We start from the raw sequence: 22,489 nt of genomic DNA, 5'->3' as shown, positions 1-22,489 counted from the left end.
GAAATTGCCCCCGAGGTTTCCCGGTCCGTCTCCCTGACGACGGATGAGTCCGCACTTCTCCTTATACAGGCGAAGCCCGCCGGCGCCGAGGGAGAAGGGCGAGCGCAATTGCCGCAGCCGCTCCGGCGCCCTATCTCTTGGTGGAGGAACAGGGAGACGAGCGATGACCAACGACGTGACGACGACCCGGATCGAGAAGACCGACGAGGAGTGGCGCGGGCAGCTGACCGCCGAGCAGTACCATATCCTGCGCGAGCGCGGCACCGAACGGCCCTTCACCGGCCCCTACTGGAACACATTCCAGCACGGGCTCTACCGCTGCGCGGCCTGCGACACGCCGCTCTTTCGCTCCGACACCAAGTTCGACGCCGGCTGCGGCTGGCCGAGCTATTTCGCGCCGGTCAGGCCCGGCGCGGTGAGCGAGCACCGCGACACCTCGCACGGCATGGTGCGCACCGAAATCCGCTGCGGCACCTGCGGCGGCCATCTCGGCCACGTCTTCCCCGACGGCCCGAAGCCGACCGGCCTGCGCTACTGCATCAACGGCCACGCGATGGTGTTCGAGCCGGAGGGGTGAGAAACACCTGATCGCGAAATCCACTCAATTTCGGCTGCTTGCGCCCTGCAAGTCGTTCGCGCGATAACCTGTCCACAGACTTGAGACCGTCAGCGGCATCGCCGACGGGCTCAACGCGCCACGCCGAATTCCCCGACCGCATATCTGGAGAGGAAGTCAACGAACGAAGAGGTCGTGCTCTTTCGAAGGTTGCATTCGATGATGTCGGGACTGCGGACGTTTCCGCCGGGCGCCATCTGGAAATCCGCCGTAAGTCCCTGAACCCCAGCACCTGGAAACCCGGCAAACATGACTTCGCATCTGTCCATCGATTGGCGCTGGATCTGGCGCATCCTCATGCAAAGGCGGCGGTCTCTCGCCGTTCTGATGTCGACGAGCCTCTTTTCCTATCTGGCTCTGGCTGCAATCCCCGTCGCCATCCAGCGCGCGATCGACACCACGATCCGCGATGGAGTGGTAACCCCTTGGGTGCTCATGTTTGCTGGCGTGGTCGGCCTGCTTTACCTCTTCGATGCGCAGAGCCAGTTCATCTCGGAGAAGATGATTCAAGAGATCGGCGTGTTCGTCGAGGAACGGATGAACCGTCGTCTCCTGCTCAACCTCCTGCTCCGCCCCTTCGACTACAGGCAGAAGGGGGATGGCGAAGCGCTGACGGCTTTTCAGCAGAGTTCGAAAATCCGCGACTTCGCCTTCCGTTTGGCGCCGCGTTTCGTTCTCGACGCCGGACAGGTGGTGGTCGGCGCCATCGTGCTGGCGAGCTACGACCTGCAGATCGCGGCCCTCGTCGTCGGCCTCGCGGGCTCGGTGAGCGTGCTTCTGCGCCGTCTTCTCGGTCGCTTCGAGGAACTGGGAACCGAGCTTTTCAACGTGGAAACGGAGAAACAGAGTAACCTTTCGGAGACCTTGTCCGGGCTGGAATCGGTGAAGATCCACACCCTGGAAGCGCTCCGCTTCCGCTCCTTCGTGCAGATATTCAAACGCGGCATCGTGGCGGAGATGGCGTTCGGTTCGACGTCCCGCACCTTCGCACGGGGGATGAACATCGTTTCCGGCGCCATTACCACCCTTCTGCTGCTTTTCGGATGCTACAGGCTCGCGTCGGGCGCCCTGTCCGTCGGCGACCTGTTCGCGATCCAGATCCTTGTCGGACGAGTCGTCAATCCCATCCTGACGAGCGGTGACGCCCTTTCCAAATACGCCGAGGTGAAGACCGCAACGAATGCGCTGGCGGAATTCACCGGATCACCCGCCCACAACACTATTCCCTCCGGTCACGCCACGCCCGCAACGATGGGCCTGACGGTCAGGAACCTCACAGTCCGCTACGGGGACGCGGCTCCGGATGTCCTTCACAATGTCAGTCTTTCGCTGCCCGAAACCGGTGTCATCGCCATCGTCGGCCGCAACGGATCGGGAAAGACCAGCCTCCTGAGGACGATTCTCGGCCTGCTGCCGACGGCGGAAGGCGACGTCGCATTCGGCGGACGCTCGCTTCGCGACCTGCATCCGAGACGGCTGCGGCGACGAATCGGTATCGTCGAGCAGGACACCGTGCTGTTCTCCGGAACGCTTGCGGGGAACATCACGAAGACGACGACAGCGATCGATCGGGACCGCATCGCACGCGTTGCAGAAAAGGCCGGCATCGAACACCTGGTCGCCGAGCCCACTCAATCCGTAGCCGAGGGCGGGCTCAACTTTTCGGGCGGGCAGAGGCAGCGGATCGCCTACGCACGTGCGCTTTACAGCGAACCGAGAATGCTGGTGCTGGACGAACCGACGTCCTTCATGGATGCGGAAGCAGCCAAGGCGTTCGAAGCCGAACTCCTGGCGCTTGGTGGCAGCCGGCTTGTTCTTCTCGTGACGCACGAGATGAGCATTGCCGCGCAAGCGGACCTGATCGTCGTCATGGACGCCGGACAGGTCCTCGACACCGGGCGGCACACCGAACTTCTCGATCGCTGCGAGACGTATCGCAGCCTGCATGTCGCCTTCTCAAGCTGAGCCCCTCCCCCGCTCACGCCCCCGCCGTCTTCGGCTTCAGCTTGAAGGTGATGCTCGCCTCGGCGCCGGCTTCGGCGATGAAGAGCAGTTCGCCGGAGGCACTCAGCGTGAAGCCGACCTCGATCTCCTCGACATGCCAGCCTTCGGCCCTCTCGGAGACGGTCGCGCCGAGGCCGACCAGCGTGTCGACGGTGCCGCGCCACTGTTCTTTCACCTTGTCGGCGCCGACCCTGGCGATGCCGCCGAGGGCCGTGGCAAACCCCTTGGTCAGCGCGTGTTCCACCGCCTCCTCGCGGGCGGGCATCGGGGCGAACGCCGCAGCCTTTTCGGGAACGAAGATCGAGATTTCGAAGGGCTTTTCTTTCGGCATCGGATTTTCCTCCGGGTCGGGGTTTCAGAGATAGGCGGTGGTATCGAGGGCGAACATCGCCTGGGCGAAGTTGAGGACGCGGCCGGAATTGCCGCCGGTCGCGGGCGAGGGCTGCGCGCCGCTGTAGAGGCCGGCCGCCTCCCCGCTCGTCAGCCGCACCAGCGCGCCGGAATCGCCGGGCACGCAGGGCCTGTCGAGGAAGAACAGCACCGGATAGAGCCGCGTGCGATAAAAGCCGAGCGAATTGCAGGCGCTTGCGACCGTCCGGGAAAGGCAGCCGGAACGGGTTTCGACGGTGACCGGCAGACCGGCAGCCGGAAAGTGGCAGAGGGCGAGCGGCGACGGCGGCGCTTCGGGCGGATCGGTGAGCACGAAGGCGGCGTCGACCGGCTGCCAGAAGGAACGCGCGAGACGACCCGTCCCGCCGGTCGCGAGCGGCACCGAAAAGCCGGGCTGGCTGCTGCAGATCGCATGGCCGGCGGTGACGATCCCCCAGTCGCCGGCAAGATTGCAGCGCGCCCAGCAGGCGGCCGTCGCATTGGCGGGGTTTGGCGCCGCATGCAGTTCCGTGACGACCTGGCGCAGCGCAAGCGGAAAACGCCGGCCGAGGCGCGGAAAGGTGAGTTCGTCGAGGACGAGGAAGGGTGGCCCGTCCCATTCCGGCACGTTGATTGCCAGCCCGAAGCCCGGCATTTCCACCGAGGGATCATAAAGGCCGACGGTGATCCGCGGCACAGCCGGCGAGGCCATCGAGGCCAGCGCCAGGAAACTGTCCCAGGGCGGCAGGTTGCGGCCGAGCCGGTAATTGCCGAGGGCGAGCTCGGAAAAGATCGCATAGGTCCAGCGCACGCTGCGCGCCACCAGCGCGGCATCGGCAAGCTCCCCGCGCTCGATCCAGGCGGCGATTTCGCGGTCCACGTCGGCGGGAACGAGCTCCGCCGGGGGATCCTCCCTCGGCAGGCGCGCGCGCAAATAGTCGTCGGAATAATCCATCCGGTCGCCACCCCCTGTGCCTCGACCAGAACACCATGAAGACACTCTAACACACGGTTGTATTATGAAAAGGAAATACGCTAAAATTGCACCCACGATTATTCACGGGTTTCCGCTCCGGCGCGCGACGGCCCGGCCGTGTGCGGGACTTGCGCCACATTTCCGCTGCATTGCCGGATGAGCCTTGCAAACGCAGCGGCACGGGAGGGCCGGCCTGCCCGTCTTGACTGCCTCAGAACCTCATTGCGTCTTGCGAGAAGGACCGCGCATGCTCGACGCCGAACGCTCCAACCGCCGTGACCTCGAATGGGTCGCCCGGGACGGCGGCTTCGCAAGCCGCATCGCGGCGCGCATCCCGACCTATCTCGCCGATCTCAGGGAAAACCCCGCCTGGCTCGCCATGTTCGTGCTCGCCCGCACCATGCCGGCACGCAAGGCGCACTGGCTGACGGCGCGGCCGGCGCCGCCGGAGAGCGGAACGGAAAGCTCGATGTTCGGCGACCTGCCGGCCGAGACGATCGCCGGAAAAATCCGCCGCGACGGCATCTTCACCGGCCTCAGGCTGCCGACGGAAATTCATGACGAGATCGGCCGCTTCGCGCGCGAGACGCCCTGCTTCGGCAATTTCGAGCGGCGGCTCGAATTTCTCCCCGACGAACACCGCGAGGCCGAGGCGCACTTCGGCCGGCCGATCCTGAGCGGCCACCATTTCGAGCGGGTGCTCTCCTGCGAGGCGGCACTTGCCGTGCAGCGGGACCCGCTGCTGAAGGCGGTGGCGCAGCACTATCTCGGCGGGCAGGCGCAGCAGGTGACGCTCCGCATGTGGTGGAGCTTCCCGGCGGCGGGCGCGAGCGAGGCGGACCCAAACCGGCTGTCGTTCAAATACCATTTCGATCTCGACGACTGGCGGATGCTGAAATTCTTCTTCTACATCAATGATGTCGGCGTCGATGCCGGCCCGCATGTCTATATCCGCGAGAGCCATCGCCGCCGGCGGCTGAAGCACCAACTGACCCCGGTTTCCGGCCATCCGGCGGACGAGGTGCTCGCCTATTACGGTCGCGACGCGGTGATGACGCTGACCGGCCCGGCCGGCACCGGCTTCGTCGAGGACCCCTTCGGCTTCCATATGGCAACGCTGCCGAGGGCGCGGCCGCGACTGATGATGGAAGTGGCCTACGGCGTCTCGAAGCCGTCGCGCCGGCGCTATCACGGCGAGCCGGTGATCCGCTGAATGCATCTCAGCGGGCAAACTTTCGCGCCGCAGCGACGCAGCCGACCACGCCGGTGGTGACGGCAAGCATCAGCGGGCTCACCTCTTCCCCGAGCAGGAGGCCGGCGAGCGTCAGCCCGAGGAAGGGCTGTAAAAGCTGCAGCTGGCCGACGGCGGCGATGCCGCCCTGGGCGAGCCCGCGATACCAGAAGACGAAGCCGATCAGCATGCTGAACAGCGACACATAGGCGAGCCCGCCCCAGGCGGCCGGGCTGACGCCGGAAAAGCTCTCCGGCAGCCGCAGCATCAGCACCGCCGCCATCACCGGCAGCGACAGGACGAGCGCCCAGGAGATGACCTGCCAGCCGCCGAGCCGGCGCGAAAGGGCCGCCCCTTCCGCATAGCCGAGGCCGCAGACGAGGATCGCCGCCAGCATCAGGAGGTCGCCGGTGGAGGTGGCGCCGAGCCCCTGCCCCGCGGCAAAGCCGGCAATCAGCAGGCTGCCGAGGCCGGAAAACAGCCAGAAGAGCGGCCGCGGCCGCTCGCCGCCGCGCAAGACCCCGAAGATCGCGGTCGCAAGCGGCAGGAGGCCGATGAAGACCACCGAGTGCGCCGAGGTGACGGTCTCCAGCGCGTAAGCCGTCAGCAGCGGAAAGCCGACGACCACGCCGAGCGCCACCACGGCGAGCGGCAGGAGATCGCCCGAGGCCGGCCGCTTCTGGCGGAGCGCAAGGAGCAGCGCCAGCGCCAGGCCGCCGGCGATCGCCGCACGCGCCACCGTCAGGAAAACCGGGTCGAAACCGGTAACGGCGAGCCGCGTCGCCGGCAGCGAGCCGCTGAAGATCGCCACCCCCGCCATTCCATTCATCAAGCCGCTGCGTGTCGCCTGCATCCGAAATCGTCCTTTCCGTTGTTCTCGACGGTCTTTTCCGATGTGCGGGCTGGAAGAACCAGAGACGGTGCAGTACAATACGCTGAAACTGTTATGACATGGCGAGCAATACGGATGGATGTTTCCAGCGCGGCGGAGAAGGTGGCGAGCACGCGCATCGGCCAGGTGATGGCGGCGGTGAAGGCGCGGATCGCCGCCCGCAGCCTGACGCCGGGGGCGAAGCTTCCCTCGGTCAGGGCCTTCGCGCGCAGCCAGCAGGTTTCGGTCTCGACTGTGGTCGAGGCCTATGAGCGGCTGGCGGCGGAGGGGGTGATCCGCTCGCGGCCGGGCGCCGGCTTCTTCGTCTCCGCGCCGCTCGCACCGCTCTCGCTCGCCGAGATCGGGCCGCGGCTCGACCGCGAGATCGACCCGCTCTGGGTGTCGCGCCAGTCGCTCGAAAGCGGCGAGACGGTCGCCAAGCCCGGCTGCGGCTGGCTGCCGCCGTCATGGATGCCGCAGGCGGCACTCGCCAAGGCGCTCCGGGCGGCGGCCCGCGGGCCGGAGGCGGTCCTTTCCGATTACGGCACGCCGCTCGGGCTTGCAGGCCTGCGCCAGCTTCTCGCGCGAAGGCTTGCTGATACCGGCGTGACGGCGGCGCCGAACCAGATCATGCTCACCGAATCGGGCACGCAGGCGATCGACCTCGTCTGCCGCTTCCTCCTCGAACCGGGCGACACCGTGCTCGTCGACGATCCGTGCTATTTCAATTTCATCGCGTTGCTCCGCGCCCACCGGGTGCGCATCGTCGGCGTACCCTATACGCCGGAGGGGCCGGACATCGCCCGTTTCGGCGAGATGCTCGCCGAGCACCGGCCGCGGCTCTACATCACCAATTCGGCGATCCACAACCCGACCGGGGCGACGCTCTCGCCGGTCGTCGCGCACCGGCTGCTGAAGCTCGCCGACGCGGCCGGGCTGACGATCGTCGAGGACGACATCTTCGCCGATTTCGAGGAGACGCCCTCGCCGCGGCTCGCCGCCTTCGACGGGCTCGACCGGGTGATCGCGATCGGCAGCTTTTCGAAGACGCTCTCCGCCTCGGTACGCTGCGGCTTCATCGCCGCGCGGCCGGACTGGATCGAGGCGCTCGCGGATCTGAAGATCGCGACCAGCTTCGGCGGCGGGCGGCTTTCCTCCGAACTCGTGCTGTCGCTTCTGACCGACGGCAGCTACCGCAAGCATGTCGAGGCGCTCCGGGAGCGGCTCGCCGCCGCCCGCGAGCGGGTCGGCCGGCAGATCAAGGCCGCGGGGCTCGAGCCGTGGATCACGCCGAAGGCCGGCATGTTGCTCTGGTGCCGGCTGCCGGAGGGGCTCGATGCCGCCGCCATTGCTCGCACCTGCCTCGAAGACGGGGTGATTCTCGCACCCGGCAACGCCTTCAGCGTCTCGCAGACCGCCGGGGGATACCTGCGCTTCAACGTGGCGCAGTCGGAGGACCCGCGCATCCTGCCCTCGCTTGCCGCCGCCATGGAGCGGGCGGCCTGCGCACCGGCTACGGATTAACACGAGACTGCCGCAAAGCGGCCCCGTTCCACGTGTTCAATCCCCCGCCAACGACCGCAAAGGAGGCAATGATGGCCTATACGATCGACCGGACGTTCACGGGCGAGGATTTCGCAACCGTGGTGGAGAAGACGCGGGCGGCGCTTTCGGCGCAGGGTTTCGGCGTGCTGACCGAAATCGACGTCAAGGCGACGCTGAAGAAGAAGCTCGACAAGGATGTCGACGACTACCTGATCCTCGGCGCCTGCAACCCGACCATGGCGCACCAGGCGATCGGCCTCGAACCGAAGGTCGGCGCCATGCTTCCCTGCAACGTCATCGTACGCCGCACCGGCCCTGCCTCGGTGATGGTGAGCGCGATCGATCCGGTTGCCTCGATGGAGGCGATCCCGAACCCCGCGCTGAAATCGGTCGCGGGCACGGTCCGCGACATGCTGAAGACGGCGGTCGAGGGCATCTGAGGGGGCTTGTCACGGGTCGATCTCCCCCCTTGAGGGGGAGATGCCCGGCAGGGCAGAGGGGGTGTATCACAGGCGCCGGGTCCCGAGGTTCACCCCCCTCTGTCACTTCGTGACATCTCCCCCTCAAGGGGGGAGATCGAGCACACTTCCCGCGGCGCCGCCGCGCGCCAGGCGGTCGGGTTCATGCCGGTCACGCGCAGGAATTCGCGGTTGAAATTCGACTTGGTCATGAACCCCGCCTCGAAGACGATGCGGGTCACCGGCATGTCGGTGGCGCCGAGCAGCCGGCAGGCCTCGGCGACGCGGAAATTGTTGACGTATTGCGAGACGCTCGTGCCGTGAACACGGTTGACCGCATTGGAGACGGCCCGCGCCGGAAGACCGAGGCGGCGGGCGAGCCGGCCGAGATTGAGCCCGGCATCGGCAAAGAGCCGCTGGCCCTGCATCAGCCGGTCGAGGGCCGCGGCGACCTCGGCATCGGCACTGGTCGCGAGCGGCACGGCCTGCAGTTCGGGCTCCGCCTCCGGCGCGTCATCTGCCTCCTCCGCGCCGGCCGTCATGGCGGCGACCCCGAGCATGAGCAGGATGAACGTCGTCGCGGCGGACACCACGGCCGGCGCATGGCGGCCGCCGGCAAGCAGGAGATCGAGACTGATCGCCATGTCGGTCGCCGCCGAGCCGATCAGCGCCAGCGCCGTCAGTTGCAGCGAGCGGTAGGAGCGGAGCGTCCCGTCGAGCCGCGAGGCGACGAGGCCATCCGGCCCGAGGCGGGCAAGCCAGAGCAGCGCCAGGCCGTAGCCGGCGAACTCGGCAATCAGCACGAGATCGACGGGATCGCGAAAGCCGACAAGCATCGCCACCACGCAGCAAAGCGTCGGAATGAGATGCGGCCAGTCGCGGGCGGAGATCGCCCCCTCCTCCGCCGCAAGCTCCCGGAAGGCGAGGAAGGAGAGCGGCGGAATGAGGCTCGCAAGGAGCGGCAGCGCCGGCAGCACGGCGATCACACCGTAGCCCCAGCGGATGCCGACGAGCGCCGTCTGGACGACATAGAGGCCGATCAGCACCACGAACAGGCGGTTGCGGCCGAGTGCCTCGCGCCCCTGGCGCAGGAGCCGGACGAGAAAGACGAAGAGGAGGAGCGAGACGAGAAAGGAAAGCGGAACGAGGAGCATGGAGCGACAACCGGCGGGCAATTGCCGTCACTTTGGCCGCAATCGCGTTCGCGGTCGACCCAAAACGCGATCAAGGTCGCAACAAAGCGGCGCGCCGTGCCGGATGGGGTCATTCGTCAACCCGAACCGGAGCCTCTCCCATGAAGACCAGAACCGTCCTCCTCTCCCTCCTCGGCGTCGTGCTCGCCGCCGCAGCCCTCGACGGTGCGGCCGCCTTCGTCACCACCCGCACCAGCGCCGTCGGGCCGCTCGACCTTTCCGCCGTCTCGAAGATCCGCGTCGAGGGCGAGGCCGGCCGGCTCCTCATTTCGGCCGCTGCCGAGGGACCCCATGAAGCAAGGCTCGAAGGCGAGCGCCGCGGCTGGGGCGCGCTCTGGCACTCCGGATGGTTTCCCGTCTCCTGCCCGGAAGGCGGCATGCGCATCGACGGCGATACGCTCGTCGTCGACCTCGGCGGCACGCATTTCTACCGCTGGTCCGACTGCACGATGACGCTCACCGCCCGGCTGAAACCCGAGGCCGCCGTCGCCATCGACCAGCAGGCCTCGCAGACCGATCTTCAGGGAGATTTCTCGTCCGTCGATATCCGCAGCGATGCCGGCGACATCAACCTCCGGGGCCATGCCGCGCAGCTCTCGCTCGTTGGCGCAGCACTCAGGGCGCGGGTCGTCTTCGACAAGGTGATGCAGAACGAGACCATCGCGCTCACCGGCAACATGCTCGATGCGGGTCTCCACTTCCTCGTACCGACACCCGTCAGCTACCTCGTCGAGGCGACGGCTTCCTATGTCGACAGCACGCTGCCGAACACGCCGGGGGCGAAGCCGGCGATCCATGTCCGCGGCGACATGGTGCGGGTGCGGATCGAATGAGCTTGGCGGCGACAATGCAGGCCCTCCGTGATGTCGGCCCTGACCCGGCATGACGGAGGACGGCCCCCTCTGCCCTGCCGGGCATCTCCCCCACAAGGGGGGAGATAGACCAGCGGCCCGCGGCTCTGCCCCGACAGGTCAGGGTGAGAGGCGCACCATACAGTTCCCGGCTCCGCCGAAAGCGCTGGATTTCCGCGCCGCATCTGCTTAGGGAAGGGCCATGCTCGAAACCTCGCCGCCCGATATCTTCGATTGCCAGACCTGCGGGGCGTGCTGCGCCTACTCGGCCGACTGGCCGCGCTTCTCGCTGGAGAGCGACGAGGCGCTTGCGCTGATCCCGGAAAAGCTCATCGCCGAGGATCTCTCCGGCATGCGCTTTGCGGAGGGCCGTTGTGCGGCGCTCACCGGCGAACTCGGCAAGCATGTCGGCTGCGCCGTCTATGCCGTCCGCCCGCTCGTCTGCCGCGACTGCATGCCGGGCGATGCCGAGTGCCGCATGGCGCGGGCGGAAAAGGGCTTCGACCTCACCGGCCTGCCGGCGCCGGAGGTCTATTACGAAGGCTGAGGCGGGCGCGGGACCGACTTTCTTCCGCCTTGTTTTTTCAAGAAGATGCGGTCCTTCGGCGGACGAGGATTTCCATTCCTCCAGCGGCTTGCGCGCGGGAAAGACTTTGCCGCCACCCGCGACAATTTGATCTTTCGCAGGTTGCCTCCGGGGGCTTCCGCTCCTATGTTCCCGATCGATCGATTTTCCGCACTCTGTTGCCAAGAGGAGATATCACCATGGCTTTCGAATTGCCCGAACTTCCCTACGCCTACGATTCGCTCGCCCCCTACATGTCGGCGGAAACGCTCGAATATCACCACGACAAGCACCACAAGGCCTATGTCGACAACGGCAACAAGCTCGCAGCCGACGCCGGCATGGCTGATCTCTCGCTCGAGGACGTCGTCAGGAAGTCCTTCGGCACCAATCAGGGCCTCTTCAACAACGCCGCCCAGCACTATAACCACGTCCACTTCTGGAAGTGGATGAAGAAGGGCGGCGGCGGCAACAAGCTGCCGGGCAAGCTCGAAAGCGCGATCGCCTCCGACCTTGGCGGCTACGACAAGTTCAAGGCCGATTTCATCGCCGCCGGCACCACCCAGTTCGGCTCCGGCTGGGCCTGGGTTTCGGTCAAGGACGGCAAGCTCGAAATCTCCAAGACGCCGAACGGCGAAAACCCGCTCGTCCACGGCGCGACCCCGATCCTCGGCGTCGACGTCTGGGAACACTCCTACTACATCGACTACCGCAACCTGCGCCCGAAGTACCTCGAAGCCTTCGTCGACAACCTGATCAACTGGGACTACGTCCTGGAGCGCTACGAAGCCGCGACGAAGTAAACCCCGGCCCTTTGCTGGAATTTCTGGAGCCCGGTGCCGCAAGGCGCCGGGTTTCTTCGTCGAGGAACCTGCCGTCAAGGTTTTCGGCGAGCTGCCGTGCACGCGCAAGGCTACCGTCATACCGGCCCCCGAGCCGGTATCCAGCGCGATCAAGTCCTTGATCGCAAAAGGACCCTTTCACGGCGCAGACGCGCCGTTGCGGGCCCCCGGCTCAAGGCCGGGGTGGCGGAGGATGGGGAGCCGCACTGGTCACAGTAACCGTTGTCCGCGATCTGAACCCGGTGCCGCAAGGCGGCGGGTTTTCTTTGCGCGATGCCCTGCGCGACCTTCCGCCGCGTCGTGCCGCGACGTCGCTCCTTGCCAGCATGGCGGGAAGGTGGAACAATCCCCGGCGACTGGACGTTTCGCAATCCCTTGAAGACAAAGAGGAGCGACCATGGCCGACAATCCGATCCAGGAACAGATGCGCGAACTTCAGGCCCAGATCCGGGAACTCCGGGAAACGCTCGGGCTCCAGGGCGAGCGGGCCGCAGGACAGCTGCGCCAGCGCGCCACGGCGGCCCTCGAAGGGGCGAGCCGGACGGCAGGCGATGCAGCGCAATATGCCCGCAACGAGGCGGCGACGGTTGCCGGTGTCGTGCGCGAACACCCTGCCGCAACCTCGACGGCGCTCCTGATGGCCGGCCTGATCGGCGGCCTCGTGGGCTATTTCATCGCCACTTCGTCGCACACGCCCCAGCGCTCGCATTACCGCTGGTACTGAAAAGACGTCCGGGGAGACCGACAGGCGGGGCGATGCGTCCCCCGCCCGTCTTCATGTGCCGTCCGTCGCTTGTCATCGCGTCGTCACATCCGCATCCTAAGAGCGCCCCTCTGCCAATATTGATCGCAGGCGTCTCGTGACCTCTTCCGCTCTCCGTCTCCGTTTCGGCATCATCGCCGATCCGCAATATGCCGCCGCCGAGCCCGATCTCCGGCTCGACCGCTATTTCGTCAACAGCCTCGACAAGCTCGATGAAGCGGTCCGCCGGTTCAACGCCGAGGAGCTCGACTTCGTGCTGACCCTCGGCGACGTGATCGACCGCGGCTTCGAGAATTTCGATGCTGTTCTTGCCGTCTATGCGGGGCTGCGCCACGAATGCCTGTTCCTGCCCGGCAACCATGATTTCAAGGTCGAGGAGGCGCGACTGGGGGAGGTGCATGAGAGGCTCGGCATGGCCGCGCCCTATTACGACCTCGTGCGCAACGGTTGCCGCATCGTCGTCATCGAGGGGAGCGACATCTCGCTCTTCGCGCCGCCGCCCGGCGATCCCCGCCGCGCGACTGCCGAGGAAATGCTGCGCGCCCTGCAGCAGGCGGGAGCCACCAATGCCCAGACCTGGAACGGCGGCGTCGGCGAAGCCCAGTTCGCCTGGTTGTCGGAGCGTCTCACGCTCGCGGAAGAAGCCGGCGAGACGGTGATCGTGATGGGGCATTATCCGCTCTTCCCGCACAACGAGCACAATCTCTGGAACGCCGAGGAGGTGGCGGGCCTGCTCGTCCGCTCACCGGCGGTCGCCGCCTATTTCTGCGGCCACAACCACACCGGCAATTACGGCGAACTCGGCGGCACCCATTTCGTCAATTTCCGCGGCATGGTCGATACCGAGCGGGAGAACGCCTTCGCCCTCGTCGAGGTCTTCGACGACCGGATCGACATCACCGGCTTCGGCCGCGAGCCGAACCGGAGACTTGCGCTTCGCTAGCCATTGACCGCGGCGTCCTCGACCCGCCAGCCGTTTACCCAGAGCGCCCGCAGCCGCTCGCCTTCCCCCTTGAAGAAGCCGTCCGCCTCGGCGCAGTGCTCGATCCGGTCGGCGCGGAAGCTGCGCAGCGCCTGCCGCAGCTCGCACCAGGCGACGATGGTCGCCGTCTGCGAATAGTAGATGAGCGCGATCGGCCGGATGATGCGCTCGGTTGCCCGCCCGAGTTCGTCGCGGTAGTCGATCTCGAGCTTGCGCTCGTCGCGGATCGCGCGTCTCAGGAGCGACAGGTCGACGCCGGCAGGCGAGGGGGCGGCCGCGCCCCAGGCGTAGAGCGCCTTCGTCTCCAGCGTGCGGCGGAGCGGCGGAGGCACGGCGCCGGCGATCTTCTGGGTGACCCGTTTCGCCGCCTGTTTCAGCCCTTCGTCGCCGGTGCGTTCGAGGAGTGCGAGCGCCAGCACGATCGCCTCCGTCTCCTCGATGGTGAACATCAGCGGCGGCAGGTCGAAGCCGGGCCGCAGGATATAGCCGAGCCCGCGCTCGCCCTCGATCGGCACCCGCATCGCCTGAAGGGCTGCGATGTCGCGGTAGATCGACCGCTCCGTCACCTCCAGCGCCTCGGCGATGGTGCGTGCCGTCACCGCCTTCCGCGCCGTGCGCAGGATCTGGATGATCTCGAAGAGCCGCGAGGCCTTGCGCATTTTCTGATCCTCCCTGGACGGGTCTCCTGACAGGACGCTGTCAGTTGCTCCTCGCTAGATTGCCGATCAACAGGCTGATTTTCCGTCAGAAACGACGATGCAGCCGATCCGCTCTCGCAAGGATACTGACATGACTTACACGGAAAATCTCTGGCTTTTCTTCCTCCTGATCCTCGGCATCATCGTCGTGCCGGGCATGGACATGATCTATGTGCTCGCCAGTTCGCTTTCGGGCGGCCGCCGGCAGGGGCTGACGGCGACCGGCGGCATGATGACGGGCGGGGCGGTGCACACGCTCTACGGCACGCTCGGCACCGGTTTCCTCGTCGCCTTCGCGCCGCGCTTCTTCCTGCCGCTGCTCGTCCTCGGCGCCGCCTACATGATCTGGGTCGGGTTCTCGCTCGTCCTGAGCTCGATCACCGTCTCCTCGGTTGAGGGCACCGGACGGCGAAGCGGCTGGACGACCTTCCGCCAGGCGGTGACGACCTGCCTCCTCAACCCCAAGGCCTACATCTTCGTGCTCGCGGTCTATCCGCAGTTCCTCAAACCCGTCTACGGGCCGATCTGGCTGCAGGGTCTGGTCTTCGGCGCCATGACGGTTCTGATCCAGGGCCTCGTCTACGGCGCGGTGGCGCTTGCCGGCGACCGTGCCCGCAACCTGCTGACGAACAGCCCGGCAATCACCGTCTGGATCGGTCGCGGCGCCGGCGTGCTGCTGATCACCGCCGCCGCCGTCACGCTCTGGGAGAGCCTCCGCTGAGGCGGCGGCTACTGGCCACGGTCGTTGGGGCGTCCGTCAAAGCTTCAATTTGCGGACGCTGCGAGCCGGCACGATCGCGAGGATCAGAATGCCGCTGTCACCGATCTCATGCAGGATGACATGGCTTTGATGTACGTGGCGGCGCACCGCAGGGCCGATCGATTCCACAAGCCGGCCCATTTGAGGGTTTTCCGCGAGCAGTTGAAAGCAGTGTTCGAGTTCGGTCTTGTAGCGCCGAGCCTGCCTGAGCCCGAACCATTCCAGACCGTCCAGGAATAGAGACAGGAGATCCGCTTCCGCTCTCTCGGTGAGCCGGTATCTACTCACGTATCAGGCCTCGCGCGGCCGCAATCCGCTCGGCCTCCGCGAAAACCTCATCGACGGACCGATTGCCGGTGCCGCTCGCTCTGGAGTCTGCAACGATCTGGCGCAGTTCCTCGATCGTCAGTTCCTGGTCGCGCCGGGCCCGATCGCGCCGCACGAGATCCCGCACGTAATCGCTGGCGCTGGCATATTCGCCTTTGGCAATTTGCGCTTCGATCCATTCTTTCATCGGATCGGGAAGGGAAACCGTCATCGTCGCCATTTTCTGCCTCCTGATGTGAAGGATGGTAAAGGAAATAAGAAAAAATCACAATATTTAACATCGAGACACGCCTTTGCCGCCGCCGTCACGCTCTGGGAGAGCCTCCGCTGAGGCGGAGGCTACTGGCCACGGTTGTTGGGGCGACGCGTGGCTCAGTCTCCGCCGCGAAGGACTCTTCTCGCGATCAAGGACTTGATCGCGCTGGATGCCGGATCACGTCCGGCATGACGGCGGTTTTGTGCTTGCGCCGCCGATCGCCGGCCGTCTTGATCGCCGTTTTCCGGCAGCCTCGATCGCCGTCGACTTCATGAACGGGATCAAGGATTTGCGACCCGCACCCGGCATCACCGGATTGTGACTTCATTCCTTGGCGAACATCCTGCAATCATCGGGCGTTGGTATCAACGCCGGCGCGGCCGGTTATTGAACGGGAGAATTTTCTATGAAGCTGAGATTTGTCGTGGCTGCGGCCGTTACCGCCGCTCTGGGAATGGGCACGGCTTTCGCCGCCGGAGAACCTCAGGTCGTGCGTCAGGAAATGATGGAAAAGGTCGGCGACGCGATGGGCGCCATCGGCGCGATCGTCAAGGGCAAGAAGCCCTTCGACGCCGCGGTGGTGAAGGCCTCGCTGACCACCATGAAGGAGGTCGCCGCGACCTTCCCGGAAAATTTCCCCGCCGGCTCCGAGACGGGCTTCAAGTCCGAAGCGAGCCCGAAGATCTGGGAAAACATGGATGACTTCAAGGCCAAGGCCGCCAATCTCGTGAAGGTCGCCGATGCCCAGCTCGCCGCCCTTCCGGCCGATCAGGCGAGCACCGGCGCGACCATGAAGGCGCTCGGTGAGGCCTGCAGCGCCTGTCATGAGACGTACCGGCTGAAGAAGTAACCGCCCGGGCGAGACGCGACGAAGCGGGTTCCGGCCGAAGGCGGCCGGGGCCTTTTCGGCGCATCGCGTTTCCCGCAGGCTTCCGGAGGTGTCATGGCACGGAAAACCCTGAAGGCGCTCGGCGCCCTCGTCGTCCTCGGGATCGCCGGCGGCGCCGGTTTTCTCTTCGTCACCGCGCCGGCCCCGCAGGCGGCGTCCGTCTGGGCGGATCTCGGCACGCCCGACCTCGAAAACGGCCGGCGCATCTTCTTTGCCGGCGGCTGCACGAGCTGCCATGCGGCGAAGGGTGCTGCCGGCGACGATCGCCTCGTGCTCTCCGGCGGGGTGCCGCTTCAAAGCCCCTTCGGCACCTTCTACGCGCCGAACATTTCGAGCGATGCCAAGGCCGGCATCGGCGGCTGGACGCTCGCCGAGTTCGGCAATGCCATGACCCGCGGCGTCGGCCGCGATGGCGAGCATCTCTACCCGGCCTTTCCCTACGGCTCCTATGCGCGGATGACGCCGAAGGACGTCAACGACCTCTTCGGCTTCCTGAAGACCTTGCCGGCGAGTGACAAGGTGGCGCCGGACCACGCGCTCTCCTTCCCCTTCAACCAGCGCCTTCTGCTCGGCGGCTGGAAGTTCCTCTATTTCTCGAGCGAGCCGCGCGTCGAGCTTGCCGGTGCCTCCGATGCGGTGAAGCGCGGCCAGTACCTCGTTGAGGGGCCGGGCCATTGTGGCGAATGCCACACGCCCCGCGACGGCTTCGGCGGCTTCAAGTCCGGGCTGTGGCTCGCCGGCGGGCCGAACCCGGAAGGCAAGGGAACGATCCCGAACATCACCCCCGGCTCGAAGGCCATGGGCTCCTGGACCGAGGACGACATCGCCACCTACCTCGAAACCGGTTTCACGCCGGATTTCGATAGTGTCGGCGGCGCGATGGTCGAGGTCCAGAAGAACATGGCCGAGCTCCCGGCCGAGGACCGCGCGGCGATCGCCGCCTATCTGAAGGCCGTCCCCGCGGTGGAATAGGGTGGGGCGGGCGCGATCCGCCGGAACATGCGAGGTCTGCGATGAATACCATGACCTACAAGGGGCTTTCGGCCCGCATCGAATTCGATGGCGAGGACGATATTTTCGTCGGCCGCTTGGCCGGAATCGACGATGTGGTCGGCTTTCACGCCGATACGGTGGAGGGGCTGAAAGCTGCCTTCCACGAAGCCGTCGACGACTATCTGGAAACTTGCCGAAAGCTCGGGCGGGCGCCGATGAAGGTTTGACCGTAGCACTCCGCCGGCGGCACCCCCGTTGCGCCCGCTCTCATGGTTGTCCGCGCCGTGCTCGAAGGCTGGGGCGCGGACGCGGAATGACCGGTGCCCCGATCATTCCGCGCCCACCAGCAAGCCCTTGCGGCACCGCGGTGCCACTGTCACAGCCGGATGTCCCAGAGCGTGAACGTCGCCTCGCCCCTCGGATCGTAGACTTCCGGCAGGCCGACGTCGCGGCGCAGGCGGTTGGAGAAATGCGAGAGCTGCCCGTCGATCCTCCGGCGCCGGCGGGCTGCCGCGATCAGCGCCAGCGTGCTCTTCCAGAAACCGAATTTCCGGCAGAGTTCGTCGGCGGCGACGGGCAGGGCATCGACAACTATAGCGTGTTCTTTGTGCATGGTCTTCCGTCCCGGCGCGCCATGCGGCCAGGTCCTTTCGAAGTTGCGAAGGATGGACCGGTGCGGACGCGGATGCGCGCAAGGCACAGCCGTACCAGTCGGTCACGTTAAGGTCGGTTCTGGAATGCCTGAGCGGCGGAAATCCGGGCTTTAAAAGCCGGAGATTGAGGTTCGGCGTCGCACCGGCACATAGATGCCAAACGCTGCGAAAGCCGTTCCGCCGAAGAGGCGTGCGGATGTGGTGGTGAGTATCATGTCACGCCTCCTGTGCTGTGAGTTGCGGATGATCGTAAGCTACACGAGATTCGGTGATCTTCAAGTCTGCAATCGCGAATTGCAGCTTTCCGGCGAGAATTGTGGCAGTCGTGCAACACTGCCCAGGCGGCGCGCTCCAGCGCCGCGCAAGCCGCCGGCCGTAGAATTACCAGACGCGGATCTTTTGGGGAGGCGGAAAATGAGCGTCGAGAGACGACGGATGGAGCAGGCGCTGCGCCGGCTGCTCGACCGCTATCCTGATCCCATGCTGCATCGCTGGGTGATGGAGACGGTCGGCGCTCTCCAGGCGCGGCTCAAGGCGATCGTCGACCCCGGCGAGCGCGACCAGGCCCAGCGCGCCGCCCTCGTCTTCATCAAGACCACCCTGCAGAACTGGTCGGAAAAGCCGCCGGTGCGCCATTGACGGCTGCGATCGGACAGTTGATATTCGTCATGATGGTTCCTTCGAGGCCGCGCCTCGGGGAATAATAGGGAATACGATAGGGGAGACCCCAGAGGGACCCGATTCGTGGCTGCCCCCGCAACTGTGAGCGGAGAACGTCCGGCGCCAAGGCCACTGGAGATATCCGGGAAGGCCGTCCGGACGTGATGACCCGCGAGCCAGGAGACCTGCCATCGCACTGAACCGCCTGCCGGACGGGGTTGTTCCGGGCAGCCGTCGATGCGTTTCCTCCCTGGGGAATTGCCGTCAGACCGGTCCTGTCCTTCAGCCCTCGTCCAAGGGCGACGAGTTTTCATTGCTCCTCGGAGGGACGACCATGACTGCAAATACTGCCGCTTCCACCCTTTCCACCTCCGGCCTCAAGGCCGGCGCGCTGCTGCCCTCGATGATGAGCGTCCTTTTCGGCCTGTTCGTCGTCGGTTTCGTCGGCTTCTCGCAGCTCGACGTGGTCCACAACGCGGCCCACGACACCCGCCACGCCAACGCCTTCCCCTGTCACTGACGGGCGGCCGGAATGCATCTCTTCCGATCGCTGGTCTTCGTTTCGGCGCTGGTCGGCCTGATTGTCGGCGTGGTCATCAGTCTCGTGCAGTATGTCGGCACCGAGCCGCTGATCTTCGCCGCCGAGGTCTACGAGACCGCCGCACCGGCGGCCTCCGACCTTGGCGGCCATGACGGCCATGACCATGGCACGGCGGCCGGCATGGAAACCGCGGCGCCTCAGGCCTCACACGAGCACGAACATGCGGCGGATGCCTGGGCGCCGGCCGACGGTTTCGAGCGGCATTTCGCGACGCTCGTCGCCAACGTGCTCACCGCGACCGGCTTCGCGCTGGTGCTGAACGGGCTGATGCAGGCGACGCGCCAGCCGGCGGGCTGGCGGACCGGGCTTGCCTGGGGGCTCTGCGGCTTTGCAGCCGTCATGCTCGCGCCGACGCTCGGGCTGCATCCGGAACTGCCGGGCACACCGGCCGCGCCGCTCGCCGAGCGGCAGGTCTGGTGGATCGCGACGGCGGTCGCGACCGCCGGCGGCATCGCGCTCCTCTACTTCAAGCGTACGCCCTGGGCGGCGGCTGTGGCACTGGTGCTGATCGCGCTGCCGCATGTGGTCGGCGCTCCGGTCGCGCCGGAAGGCGAGGCGGCACTCGCCCCGGAGGCGCTGTCGCGCCGCTTCGTGGTCATCGCGACCCTGACCAGCCTCGTCTTCTGGGCGCTGCTCGGTGGCCTTTCCGGCTATTTCCGCCAGCGCATGGAAGCCTGAGGTCGCGATGGCCGGCGCTTTCAATTATGACTGGCGCATCGATCTCGATGCGCTGGTCTTTTCGCATCCGGCCTCCGGCAGCCGCTGCTTCGTCCACCGGCTCGCCTTTCGCGCCCTGACGAAAAACGCCTCGCCGACCGCGCAGGACTGCATGCGATGGTTTGTAGGCCATCGCGCCGCCTTCGAGGCGGCAGCGGACGAGAAGGCCGGGCGTGGTCCCGTTCCCGGCAACGCCTTCAACCTGAACAGCCGCGAGATTCGCCGGGCGCTGCGGATGCTGCGCGCATCCTGACGACCGCGCTCAGCGGTGCTCGGCCGAAAAGATCCCGATTCCCGCCTCGGCCTCGGGGCTCCAGAGACCGAGCGCCTTCAGGATCTCGGTGGTGAAGGTGATCGGCGAATTGCCGGGCGCCGTCACCACCTTGCCGTCCGAGACCGCCTGCGGCCGGTCCACGTAGCGCTCGGCGCCGTGATAGCCGGGATGTTTCTGGTGCGAGGCGAGCGAATTGCCGGTATGGGCGACGCCGTCGAGGATGCCGGAGGCGGCGACGGCGCTCGCCGCCGCGCAGATGCCGCCGACGACCTTGCCGGCCTCATGGAAGGCGCGGAGGAGGGGCGAAAAGTCCGGTGCCGTTCCCTTTTCCCAGGATAGGCCGCCCGGCAGCACGAGCGCGTCGAAGCGCGCCGGATCGAGATCGGCGAAGGAGAGGTCGGGCGTCACCTTCAACCCACCCATCGAGGTGACCGGCCGGCCGTCGGGAGAGGCGGTCAGGACTTCGACGCCCAGATAGGCACGGGCTGTCGCCATCAGCAGGGCGCATTCCCAGTCGGCGAAGTCTTCGGCAAGGGCAATGGCGATGCGGGTCATGAACCGTCTCCGTCTTGGTTTCCGTTCAGGCGAGGGCCTGCAGGTAGCGCATGCCGGTCACGGGACGCGGCACGAAGTCGAGATGCTCGTAGAAGCGGTGGGCGGCGAAATTGCCGGTGGCAGCACTCACCGAAAGGTAGTCGCAACCGGCGCTGCGGGCAATCTCGCGGGCGCGCTTGACGAGATGATGGCCGATGCCGTTTCCGCGCTGGCCGTCGCGGACGTAGAGATGGTGGAGGTCCATGCCGCGTTTGCCTTCCTGGGCCTTGTAGAGCGGCACGAGGATGGCGTAGCCAATGAGGCTCTCGCCGCCGTCGGCGACGAGCGCGGTGATCCACGGCACTGGGCCGAAGAGGTCGCGTTCGAGCTTGTCGGGCGTCATCGCCGAGGCGTCGCCGTGATGGGCCGCGAGCGCGGCGATCATCTCGTTGAGTTCCGGCAGGTCGGACGTTCGCGCGTGGCGGATCACCACGACGGGCGGCCGGGGCAGGGTGATGTCGGTGTCTTCGGTCATTGTCGCTTCCCTCTTTCGCTCGGTGCCGTCAGGGGAAGCTGTCTTCGAAAACAACAAGGCCGCCTGACGGCGGCCTGTTGACATGATGATCTGTCGGGCCGCCCTCTACCGGTAGGCCCAAAAATACGTGCAGGTGATGAGTGCGCGTGCGTCGATCATGAAAGGACAAATGCGCCGATTTCAATCGATTGTCAATGTCGACTTTGTCTCTCCCAGGCTGGCTCCGCTATGGCGGTCTGCACGGCCGCTTGCTAGAAGGGTTTTCCCTCCTCCACGAACACGGCGTTGCCCATGCCCCTCAAGCTCTATCTCGCCGGACCGGAAGTCTTCCTCAAGGACGCCCGTTCGGTCCTCGATGCCAAGGCCCAGCTGACGCGCGCCTACGGCTTTGAGCCGGTCAAGCCCGGCGACATCTTCATCGAGCCTGCGCCGACGCCGCGCGAATTCGGCCTGCGCATCAGCTCGGTCGACGAGCACATGATGAATTCGGCCGACGGCATCATCGCCAACCTGACGCCCTTCCGCGGCATCGCGGCCGATGTCGGTACCGCCTTCGAGCTCGGTTACATGTGCGCCCAGGGCAAGATCGCCTGTGCCTACACGAACGTCGCCGACAGCCATTTCGACCGCGCCATGCGCCATTACGAGGGTTCCGTGTCGAAGGACGAAAACGGCCGCTGGCGCGGGCCGGACGGCATTTCCATCGAGGATGTCGAGATGATCGACAACCTGATGCTGCATGGCGGTGTCGTGCGCCGCAGCGGGCTCGTCGCCGTCCATGCCGCCGCGCCCGACGCGCTCTATTCCGACCTCACGGCCTTCGAGCAGTGCCTGAAGTTCATCGCCGAGCGGCCCTAGATCACCGCTCGACGGGTTCTCCGGCCTTCGTCGTCAGGCGCTTCTCGAAGTTCACCTTGGTGAGGTGCAGGTCCTTGTCCGTGTAGTGCACCACCTCGTCCGGCAAGCGGGTGCCGACGACGAGATAGGTCGTGGGCTCTTCCGACCGGTTCTCCAGCCGGTGGCCGACCGCCACCCCCGCCTTGAAGGTCGCGGCGTCCCCCGGATGCATCTCGGTCAGGCTGTCGCCCTCGTTGAGCGTCACCCGCCCCGAGAGAACATAGATGAACTCGTCCTCCTTTTCGTGCCAGTGCTTGTGGGAGGAGAAGGACCCCGGCGGCAGCGTTTCGAGGAAGGCGCCGAACTGGGTGAGCCCGCCGGCATCCGAGAGCAGGCGCGCCCGGTAGGGGCCGAGTTCGGCGTTGATGCCGCTGCCGGTGGCTTCCTCGAGCGGCGCGTCTTCCTGTCGGATGATGGGCATGGGCTCCC

General features: G+C 66.2%; 30 protein-coding genes, 1 pseudogene and 1 riboswitch. Of the genes and pseudogenes, 20 read left to right on the top strand and 11 right to left on the bottom strand.

Going from position 1 to position 22,489, the window contains the following annotated elements; genetic code table 11:
* Positions 1-163 precede the first annotated feature (163 nt).
* Positions 164-577 (top strand): peptide-methionine (R)-S-oxide reductase MsrB, encoded by a 414-nt coding sequence (gene msrB / locus NHF53_RS05460; RefSeq protein WP_252833410.1) that lies wholly within the window; start codon positions 164-166, stop codon positions 575-577.
* A gap of 288 nt (positions 578-865) precedes the next feature.
* On the top strand, positions 866-2,581 hold the full coding sequence (locus NHF53_RS05455) for a peptidase domain-containing ABC transporter (protein WP_252833409.1): 1,716 nt from the start codon (positions 866-868) through the stop codon (positions 2,579-2,581).
* A 13-nt stretch (positions 2,582-2,594) separates the two neighbouring features.
* On the opposite strand, the gene NHF53_RS05450 is transcribed toward NHF53_RS05455, so the two are convergent.
* Entirely contained in the window at positions 2,595-2,951 is a 357-nt protein-coding gene (locus tag NHF53_RS05450; protein ID WP_252833408.1) for a hypothetical protein, read from the bottom strand.
* 24 nt (positions 2,952-2,975) lie between these two features.
* On the bottom strand, positions 2,976-3,944 hold the full coding sequence (locus NHF53_RS05445) for a hypothetical protein (RefSeq protein WP_114365052.1): 969 nt from the start codon (positions 3,942-3,944) through the stop codon (positions 2,976-2,978).
* A 268-nt stretch (positions 3,945-4,212) separates the two neighbouring features.
* Here NHF53_RS05445 and NHF53_RS05440 point away from each other — a divergent pair, with 268 nt between their 5' ends.
* Complete coding sequence (locus tag NHF53_RS05440) at positions 4,213-5,178, top strand: hypothetical protein (protein ID WP_252833407.1); 966 nt, start codon at positions 4,213-4,215, stop codon at positions 5,176-5,178.
* Between the two features lie 7 nt (positions 5,179-5,185).
* Here NHF53_RS05440 and NHF53_RS05435 read toward each other — a convergent pair whose 3' ends face one another.
* Entirely contained in the window at positions 5,186-6,049 is an 864-nt protein-coding gene (locus NHF53_RS05435; protein ID WP_252833406.1) for a DMT family transporter, read from the bottom strand.
* A gap of 114 nt (positions 6,050-6,163) precedes the next feature.
* Here NHF53_RS05435 and NHF53_RS05430 point away from each other — a divergent pair, with 114 nt between their 5' ends.
* Together NHF53_RS05430 and NHF53_RS05425 are read left to right on the top strand one after the other, a co-directional pair.
* On the top strand, positions 6,164-7,591 hold the full coding sequence (locus tag NHF53_RS05430) for a PLP-dependent aminotransferase family protein (RefSeq protein ID WP_252833405.1): 1,428 nt from the start codon (positions 6,164-6,166) through the stop codon (positions 7,589-7,591).
* Positions 7,592-7,662: 71 nt separating this feature from the next.
* Positions 7,663-8,052, top strand: coding sequence for a DUF302 domain-containing protein (locus tag NHF53_RS05425; protein WP_252833404.1), 390 nt, complete (start codon positions 7,663-7,665; stop codon positions 8,050-8,052).
* Positions 8,053-8,141: 89 nt separating this feature from the next.
* On the opposite strand, the gene NHF53_RS05420 is transcribed toward NHF53_RS05425, so the two are convergent.
* Complete coding sequence (locus NHF53_RS05420) at positions 8,142-9,224, bottom strand: AraC family transcriptional regulator (protein WP_252833403.1); 1,083 nt, start codon at positions 9,222-9,224, stop codon at positions 8,142-8,144.
* 140 nt (positions 9,225-9,364) lie between these two features.
* Between NHF53_RS05420 and NHF53_RS05415 the strand changes: the two genes are divergently transcribed.
* The 5 genes from NHF53_RS05415 (at position 9,365) to NHF53_RS05395 (ending at position 13,227) form a co-directional block, all read left to right on the top strand.
* The gene (locus NHF53_RS05415; protein WP_252833402.1) at positions 9,365-10,096 is read left to right on the top strand and encodes a hypothetical protein; all 732 of its coding nucleotides are present in this window, start codon (positions 9,365-9,367) and stop codon (positions 10,094-10,096) included.
* A 220-nt stretch (positions 10,097-10,316) separates the two neighbouring features.
* Positions 10,317-10,661: a YkgJ family cysteine cluster protein gene (locus NHF53_RS05410; protein WP_252833401.1), complete on the top strand. Its 345-nt coding sequence runs from the start codon at positions 10,317-10,319 to the stop codon at positions 10,659-10,661.
* A gap of 218 nt (positions 10,662-10,879) precedes the next feature.
* Complete coding sequence (locus tag NHF53_RS05405; RefSeq protein ID WP_252833400.1) at positions 10,880-11,482, top strand: superoxide dismutase; 603 nt, start codon at positions 10,880-10,882, stop codon at positions 11,480-11,482.
* Between the two features lie 436 nt (positions 11,483-11,918).
* Positions 11,919-12,245 (top strand): hypothetical protein, encoded by a 327-nt coding sequence (locus NHF53_RS05400; RefSeq protein WP_252833399.1) that lies wholly within the window; start codon positions 11,919-11,921, stop codon positions 12,243-12,245.
* Between the two features lie 136 nt (positions 12,246-12,381).
* Positions 12,382-13,227, top strand: a complete 846-nt coding sequence (locus NHF53_RS05395; protein WP_252833398.1) for a metallophosphoesterase — start codon at positions 12,382-12,384, stop codon at positions 13,225-13,227.
* Here the strand turns inward: NHF53_RS05395 and NHF53_RS05390 are convergent.
* Positions 13,224-13,925, bottom strand: coding sequence for a YafY family protein (locus tag NHF53_RS05390; RefSeq protein ID WP_252833397.1), 702 nt, complete (start codon positions 13,923-13,925; stop codon positions 13,224-13,226). The genes NHF53_RS05395 and NHF53_RS05390 overlap by 4 nt on opposite strands.
* A 130-nt stretch (positions 13,926-14,055) precedes the next feature.
* On the opposite strand from NHF53_RS05390, the gene NHF53_RS05385 reads away from it, so the two are divergent.
* Positions 14,056-14,685, top strand: coding sequence for a LysE family translocator (locus NHF53_RS05385; protein ID WP_252833396.1), 630 nt, complete (start codon positions 14,056-14,058; stop codon positions 14,683-14,685).
* A gap of 36 nt (positions 14,686-14,721) precedes the next feature.
* Here NHF53_RS05385 and NHF53_RS05380 read toward each other — a convergent pair whose 3' ends face one another.
* Together NHF53_RS05380 and NHF53_RS05375 are read right to left on the bottom strand one after the other, a co-directional pair.
* Positions 14,722-15,012 (bottom strand): type II toxin-antitoxin system RelE/ParE family toxin, encoded by a 291-nt coding sequence (locus NHF53_RS05380; RefSeq protein ID WP_252833395.1) that lies wholly within the window; start codon positions 15,010-15,012, stop codon positions 14,722-14,724.
* Complete coding sequence (locus NHF53_RS05375; RefSeq protein ID WP_252833394.1) at positions 15,005-15,271, bottom strand: type II toxin-antitoxin system ParD family antitoxin; 267 nt, start codon at positions 15,269-15,271, stop codon at positions 15,005-15,007. The genes NHF53_RS05380 and NHF53_RS05375 overlap by 8 nt, the downstream gene beginning before the upstream one ends.
* A 205-nt stretch (positions 15,272-15,476) precedes the next feature.
* Between NHF53_RS05375 and NHF53_RS05370 the strand changes: the two genes are divergently transcribed.
* The 4 genes and pseudogenes from NHF53_RS05370 to NHF53_RS05355 all read left to right on the top strand — a co-directional run.
* A complete protein-coding gene (locus NHF53_RS05370) occupies positions 15,477-15,629 on the top strand; it encodes a hypothetical protein (RefSeq protein ID WP_252833393.1) in 153 nt (50 codons plus the stop codon).
* 84 nt (positions 15,630-15,713) lie between these two features.
* Entirely contained in the window at positions 15,714-16,157 is a 444-nt protein-coding gene (locus NHF53_RS05365; RefSeq protein ID WP_252833392.1) for a cytochrome c, read from the top strand.
* A 93-nt stretch (positions 16,158-16,250) separates the two neighbouring features.
* Positions 16,251-17,168, top strand: coding sequence for a cytochrome c (locus NHF53_RS05360; protein WP_252833391.1), 918 nt, complete (start codon positions 16,251-16,253; stop codon positions 17,166-17,168).
* Positions 17,169-17,209: 41 nt separating this feature from the next.
* Positions 17,210-17,410, top strand: a pseudogene (locus NHF53_RS05355) (type II toxin-antitoxin system HicB family antitoxin); the annotation flags it as partial.
* 155 nt (positions 17,411-17,565) lie between these two features.
* Here the strand turns inward: NHF53_RS05355 and NHF53_RS05350 are convergent.
* Complete coding sequence (locus NHF53_RS05350; RefSeq protein WP_114365086.1) at positions 17,566-17,802, bottom strand: DUF1127 domain-containing protein; 237 nt, start codon at positions 17,800-17,802, stop codon at positions 17,566-17,568.
* A gap of 454 nt (positions 17,803-18,256) precedes the next feature.
* Between NHF53_RS05350 and NHF53_RS05345 the strand changes: the two genes are divergently transcribed.
* From NHF53_RS05345 to NHF53_RS05330, 4 genes are all read left to right on the top strand, one after another.
* Complete coding sequence (locus NHF53_RS05345; protein WP_112690081.1) at positions 18,257-18,481, top strand: hypothetical protein; 225 nt, start codon at positions 18,257-18,259, stop codon at positions 18,479-18,481.
* Between the two features lie 16 nt (positions 18,482-18,497).
* A riboswitch (cobalamin riboswitch) is annotated at positions 18,498-18,710 on the top strand.
* A gap of 126 nt (positions 18,711-18,836) precedes the next feature.
* Positions 18,837-19,022, top strand: a complete 186-nt coding sequence (locus NHF53_RS05340) for a CbtB-domain containing protein (protein ID WP_252833389.1) — start codon at positions 18,837-18,839, stop codon at positions 19,020-19,022.
* A 12-nt stretch (positions 19,023-19,034) separates the two neighbouring features.
* On the top strand, positions 19,035-19,781 hold the full coding sequence (locus tag NHF53_RS05335) for a CbtA family protein (RefSeq protein ID WP_252833388.1): 747 nt from the start codon (positions 19,035-19,037) through the stop codon (positions 19,779-19,781).
* A 7-nt stretch (positions 19,782-19,788) separates the two neighbouring features.
* Positions 19,789-20,073: a hypothetical protein gene (locus NHF53_RS05330; protein WP_252833387.1), complete on the top strand. Its 285-nt coding sequence runs from the start codon at positions 19,789-19,791 to the stop codon at positions 20,071-20,073.
* 9 nt (positions 20,074-20,082) lie between these two features.
* On the opposite strand, the gene NHF53_RS05325 is transcribed toward NHF53_RS05330, so the two are convergent.
* Positions 20,083-20,649, bottom strand: coding sequence for a type 1 glutamine amidotransferase family protein (locus NHF53_RS05325; protein WP_252833386.1), 567 nt, complete (start codon positions 20,647-20,649; stop codon positions 20,083-20,085).
* Positions 20,650-20,674: 25 nt separating this feature from the next.
* Positions 20,675-21,247, bottom strand: a complete 573-nt coding sequence (locus tag NHF53_RS05320) for a GNAT family N-acetyltransferase (RefSeq protein ID WP_252833385.1) — start codon at positions 21,245-21,247, stop codon at positions 20,675-20,677.
* 207 nt (positions 21,248-21,454) lie between these two features.
* Here NHF53_RS05320 and NHF53_RS05315 point away from each other — a divergent pair, with 207 nt between their 5' ends.
* Positions 21,455-22,021, top strand: coding sequence for a nucleoside 2-deoxyribosyltransferase (locus NHF53_RS05315; RefSeq protein WP_114365080.1), 567 nt, complete (start codon positions 21,455-21,457; stop codon positions 22,019-22,021).
* Between the two features lies 1 nt (position 22,022).
* Here the strand turns inward: NHF53_RS05315 and NHF53_RS05310 are convergent, their stop codons facing one another.
* Positions 22,023-22,481, bottom strand: a complete 459-nt coding sequence (locus tag NHF53_RS05310) for a cupin domain-containing protein (RefSeq protein WP_252833384.1) — start codon at positions 22,479-22,481, stop codon at positions 22,023-22,025.
* Positions 22,482-22,489 lie beyond the last annotated feature (8 nt).

The sequence above is a fragment of the Ciceribacter sp. RN22 genome (assembly GCF_024054295.1).
GTDB classification, from domain to species: domain Bacteria; phylum Pseudomonadota; class Alphaproteobacteria; order Rhizobiales; family Rhizobiaceae; genus Allorhizobium; species Allorhizobium lividum.
Note: the sequence above shows the minus strand (reverse complement) of the source record. Positions and strands in the feature narration are given on the sequence as shown.

Coding starts and splice junctions, on each gene's coding strand:
- msrB (WP_252833410.1), top strand. CDS start 164: ATGACCAACGACGTGACGACGACCCGGATCGAGAAGACCGACGAGGAG.
- NHF53_RS05405 (WP_252833400.1), top strand. CDS start 10,880: ATGGCTTTCGAATTGCCCGAACTTCCCTACGCCTACGATTCGCTCGCC.
- NHF53_RS05325 (WP_252833386.1), bottom strand. CDS start 20,649: ATGACCCGCATCGCCATTGCCCTTGCCGAAGACTTCGCCGACTGGGAA.
- NHF53_RS05410 (WP_252833401.1), top strand. CDS start 10,317: ATGCTCGAAACCTCGCCGCCCGATATCTTCGATTGCCAGACCTGCGGG.
- NHF53_RS05425 (WP_252833404.1), top strand. CDS start 7,663: ATGGCCTATACGATCGACCGGACGTTCACGGGCGAGGATTTCGCAACC.
- NHF53_RS05335 (WP_252833388.1), top strand. CDS start 19,035: ATGCATCTCTTCCGATCGCTGGTCTTCGTTTCGGCGCTGGTCGGCCTG.
- NHF53_RS05400 (WP_252833399.1), top strand. CDS start 11,919: ATGGCCGACAATCCGATCCAGGAACAGATGCGCGAACTTCAGGCCCAG.
- NHF53_RS05340 (WP_252833389.1), top strand. CDS start 18,837: ATGACTGCAAATACTGCCGCTTCCACCCTTTCCACCTCCGGCCTCAAG.
- NHF53_RS05330 (WP_252833387.1), top strand. CDS start 19,789: ATGGCCGGCGCTTTCAATTATGACTGGCGCATCGATCTCGATGCGCTG.
- NHF53_RS05435 (WP_252833406.1), bottom strand. CDS start 6,049: ATGCAGGCGACACGCAGCGGCTTGATGAATGGAATGGCGGGGGTGGCG.
- NHF53_RS05360 (WP_252833391.1), top strand. CDS start 16,251: ATGGCACGGAAAACCCTGAAGGCGCTCGGCGCCCTCGTCGTCCTCGGG.
- NHF53_RS05445 (WP_114365052.1), bottom strand. CDS start 3,944: ATGGATTATTCCGACGACTATTTGCGCGCGCGCCTGCCGAGGGAGGAT.
- NHF53_RS05450 (WP_252833408.1), bottom strand. CDS start 2,951: ATGCCGAAAGAAAAGCCCTTCGAAATCTCGATCTTCGTTCCCGAAAAG.
- NHF53_RS05420 (WP_252833403.1), bottom strand. CDS start 9,224: ATGCTCCTCGTTCCGCTTTCCTTTCTCGTCTCGCTCCTCCTCTTCGTC.
- NHF53_RS05375 (WP_252833394.1), bottom strand. CDS start 15,271: ATGGCGACGATGACGGTTTCCCTTCCCGATCCGATGAAAGAATGGATC.
- NHF53_RS05440 (WP_252833407.1), top strand. CDS start 4,213: ATGCTCGACGCCGAACGCTCCAACCGCCGTGACCTCGAATGGGTCGCC.
- NHF53_RS05345 (WP_112690081.1), top strand. CDS start 18,257: ATGAGCGTCGAGAGACGACGGATGGAGCAGGCGCTGCGCCGGCTGCTC.
- NHF53_RS05415 (WP_252833402.1), top strand. CDS start 9,365: ATGAAGACCAGAACCGTCCTCCTCTCCCTCCTCGGCGTCGTGCTCGCC.
- NHF53_RS05310 (WP_252833384.1), bottom strand. CDS start 22,481: ATGCCCATCATCCGACAGGAAGACGCGCCGCTCGAGGAAGCCACCGGC.
- NHF53_RS05315 (WP_114365080.1), top strand. CDS start 21,455: ATGCCCCTCAAGCTCTATCTCGCCGGACCGGAAGTCTTCCTCAAGGAC.
- NHF53_RS05350 (WP_114365086.1), bottom strand. CDS start 17,802: ATGCACAAAGAACACGCTATAGTTGTCGATGCCCTGCCCGTCGCCGCC.
- NHF53_RS05385 (WP_252833396.1), top strand. CDS start 14,056: ATGACTTACACGGAAAATCTCTGGCTTTTCTTCCTCCTGATCCTCGGC.
- NHF53_RS05455 (WP_252833409.1), top strand. CDS start 866: ATGACTTCGCATCTGTCCATCGATTGGCGCTGGATCTGGCGCATCCTC.
- NHF53_RS05320 (WP_252833385.1), bottom strand. CDS start 21,247: ATGTCAACAGGCCGCCGTCAGGCGGCCTTGTTGTTTTCGAAGACAGCT.
- NHF53_RS05370 (WP_252833393.1), top strand. CDS start 15,477: ATGCCGGATCACGTCCGGCATGACGGCGGTTTTGTGCTTGCGCCGCCG.
- NHF53_RS05390 (WP_252833397.1), bottom strand. CDS start 13,925: ATGCGCAAGGCCTCGCGGCTCTTCGAGATCATCCAGATCCTGCGCACG.
- NHF53_RS05430 (WP_252833405.1), top strand. CDS start 6,164: ATGGATGTTTCCAGCGCGGCGGAGAAGGTGGCGAGCACGCGCATCGGC.
- NHF53_RS05365 (WP_252833392.1), top strand. CDS start 15,714: ATGAAGCTGAGATTTGTCGTGGCTGCGGCCGTTACCGCCGCTCTGGGA.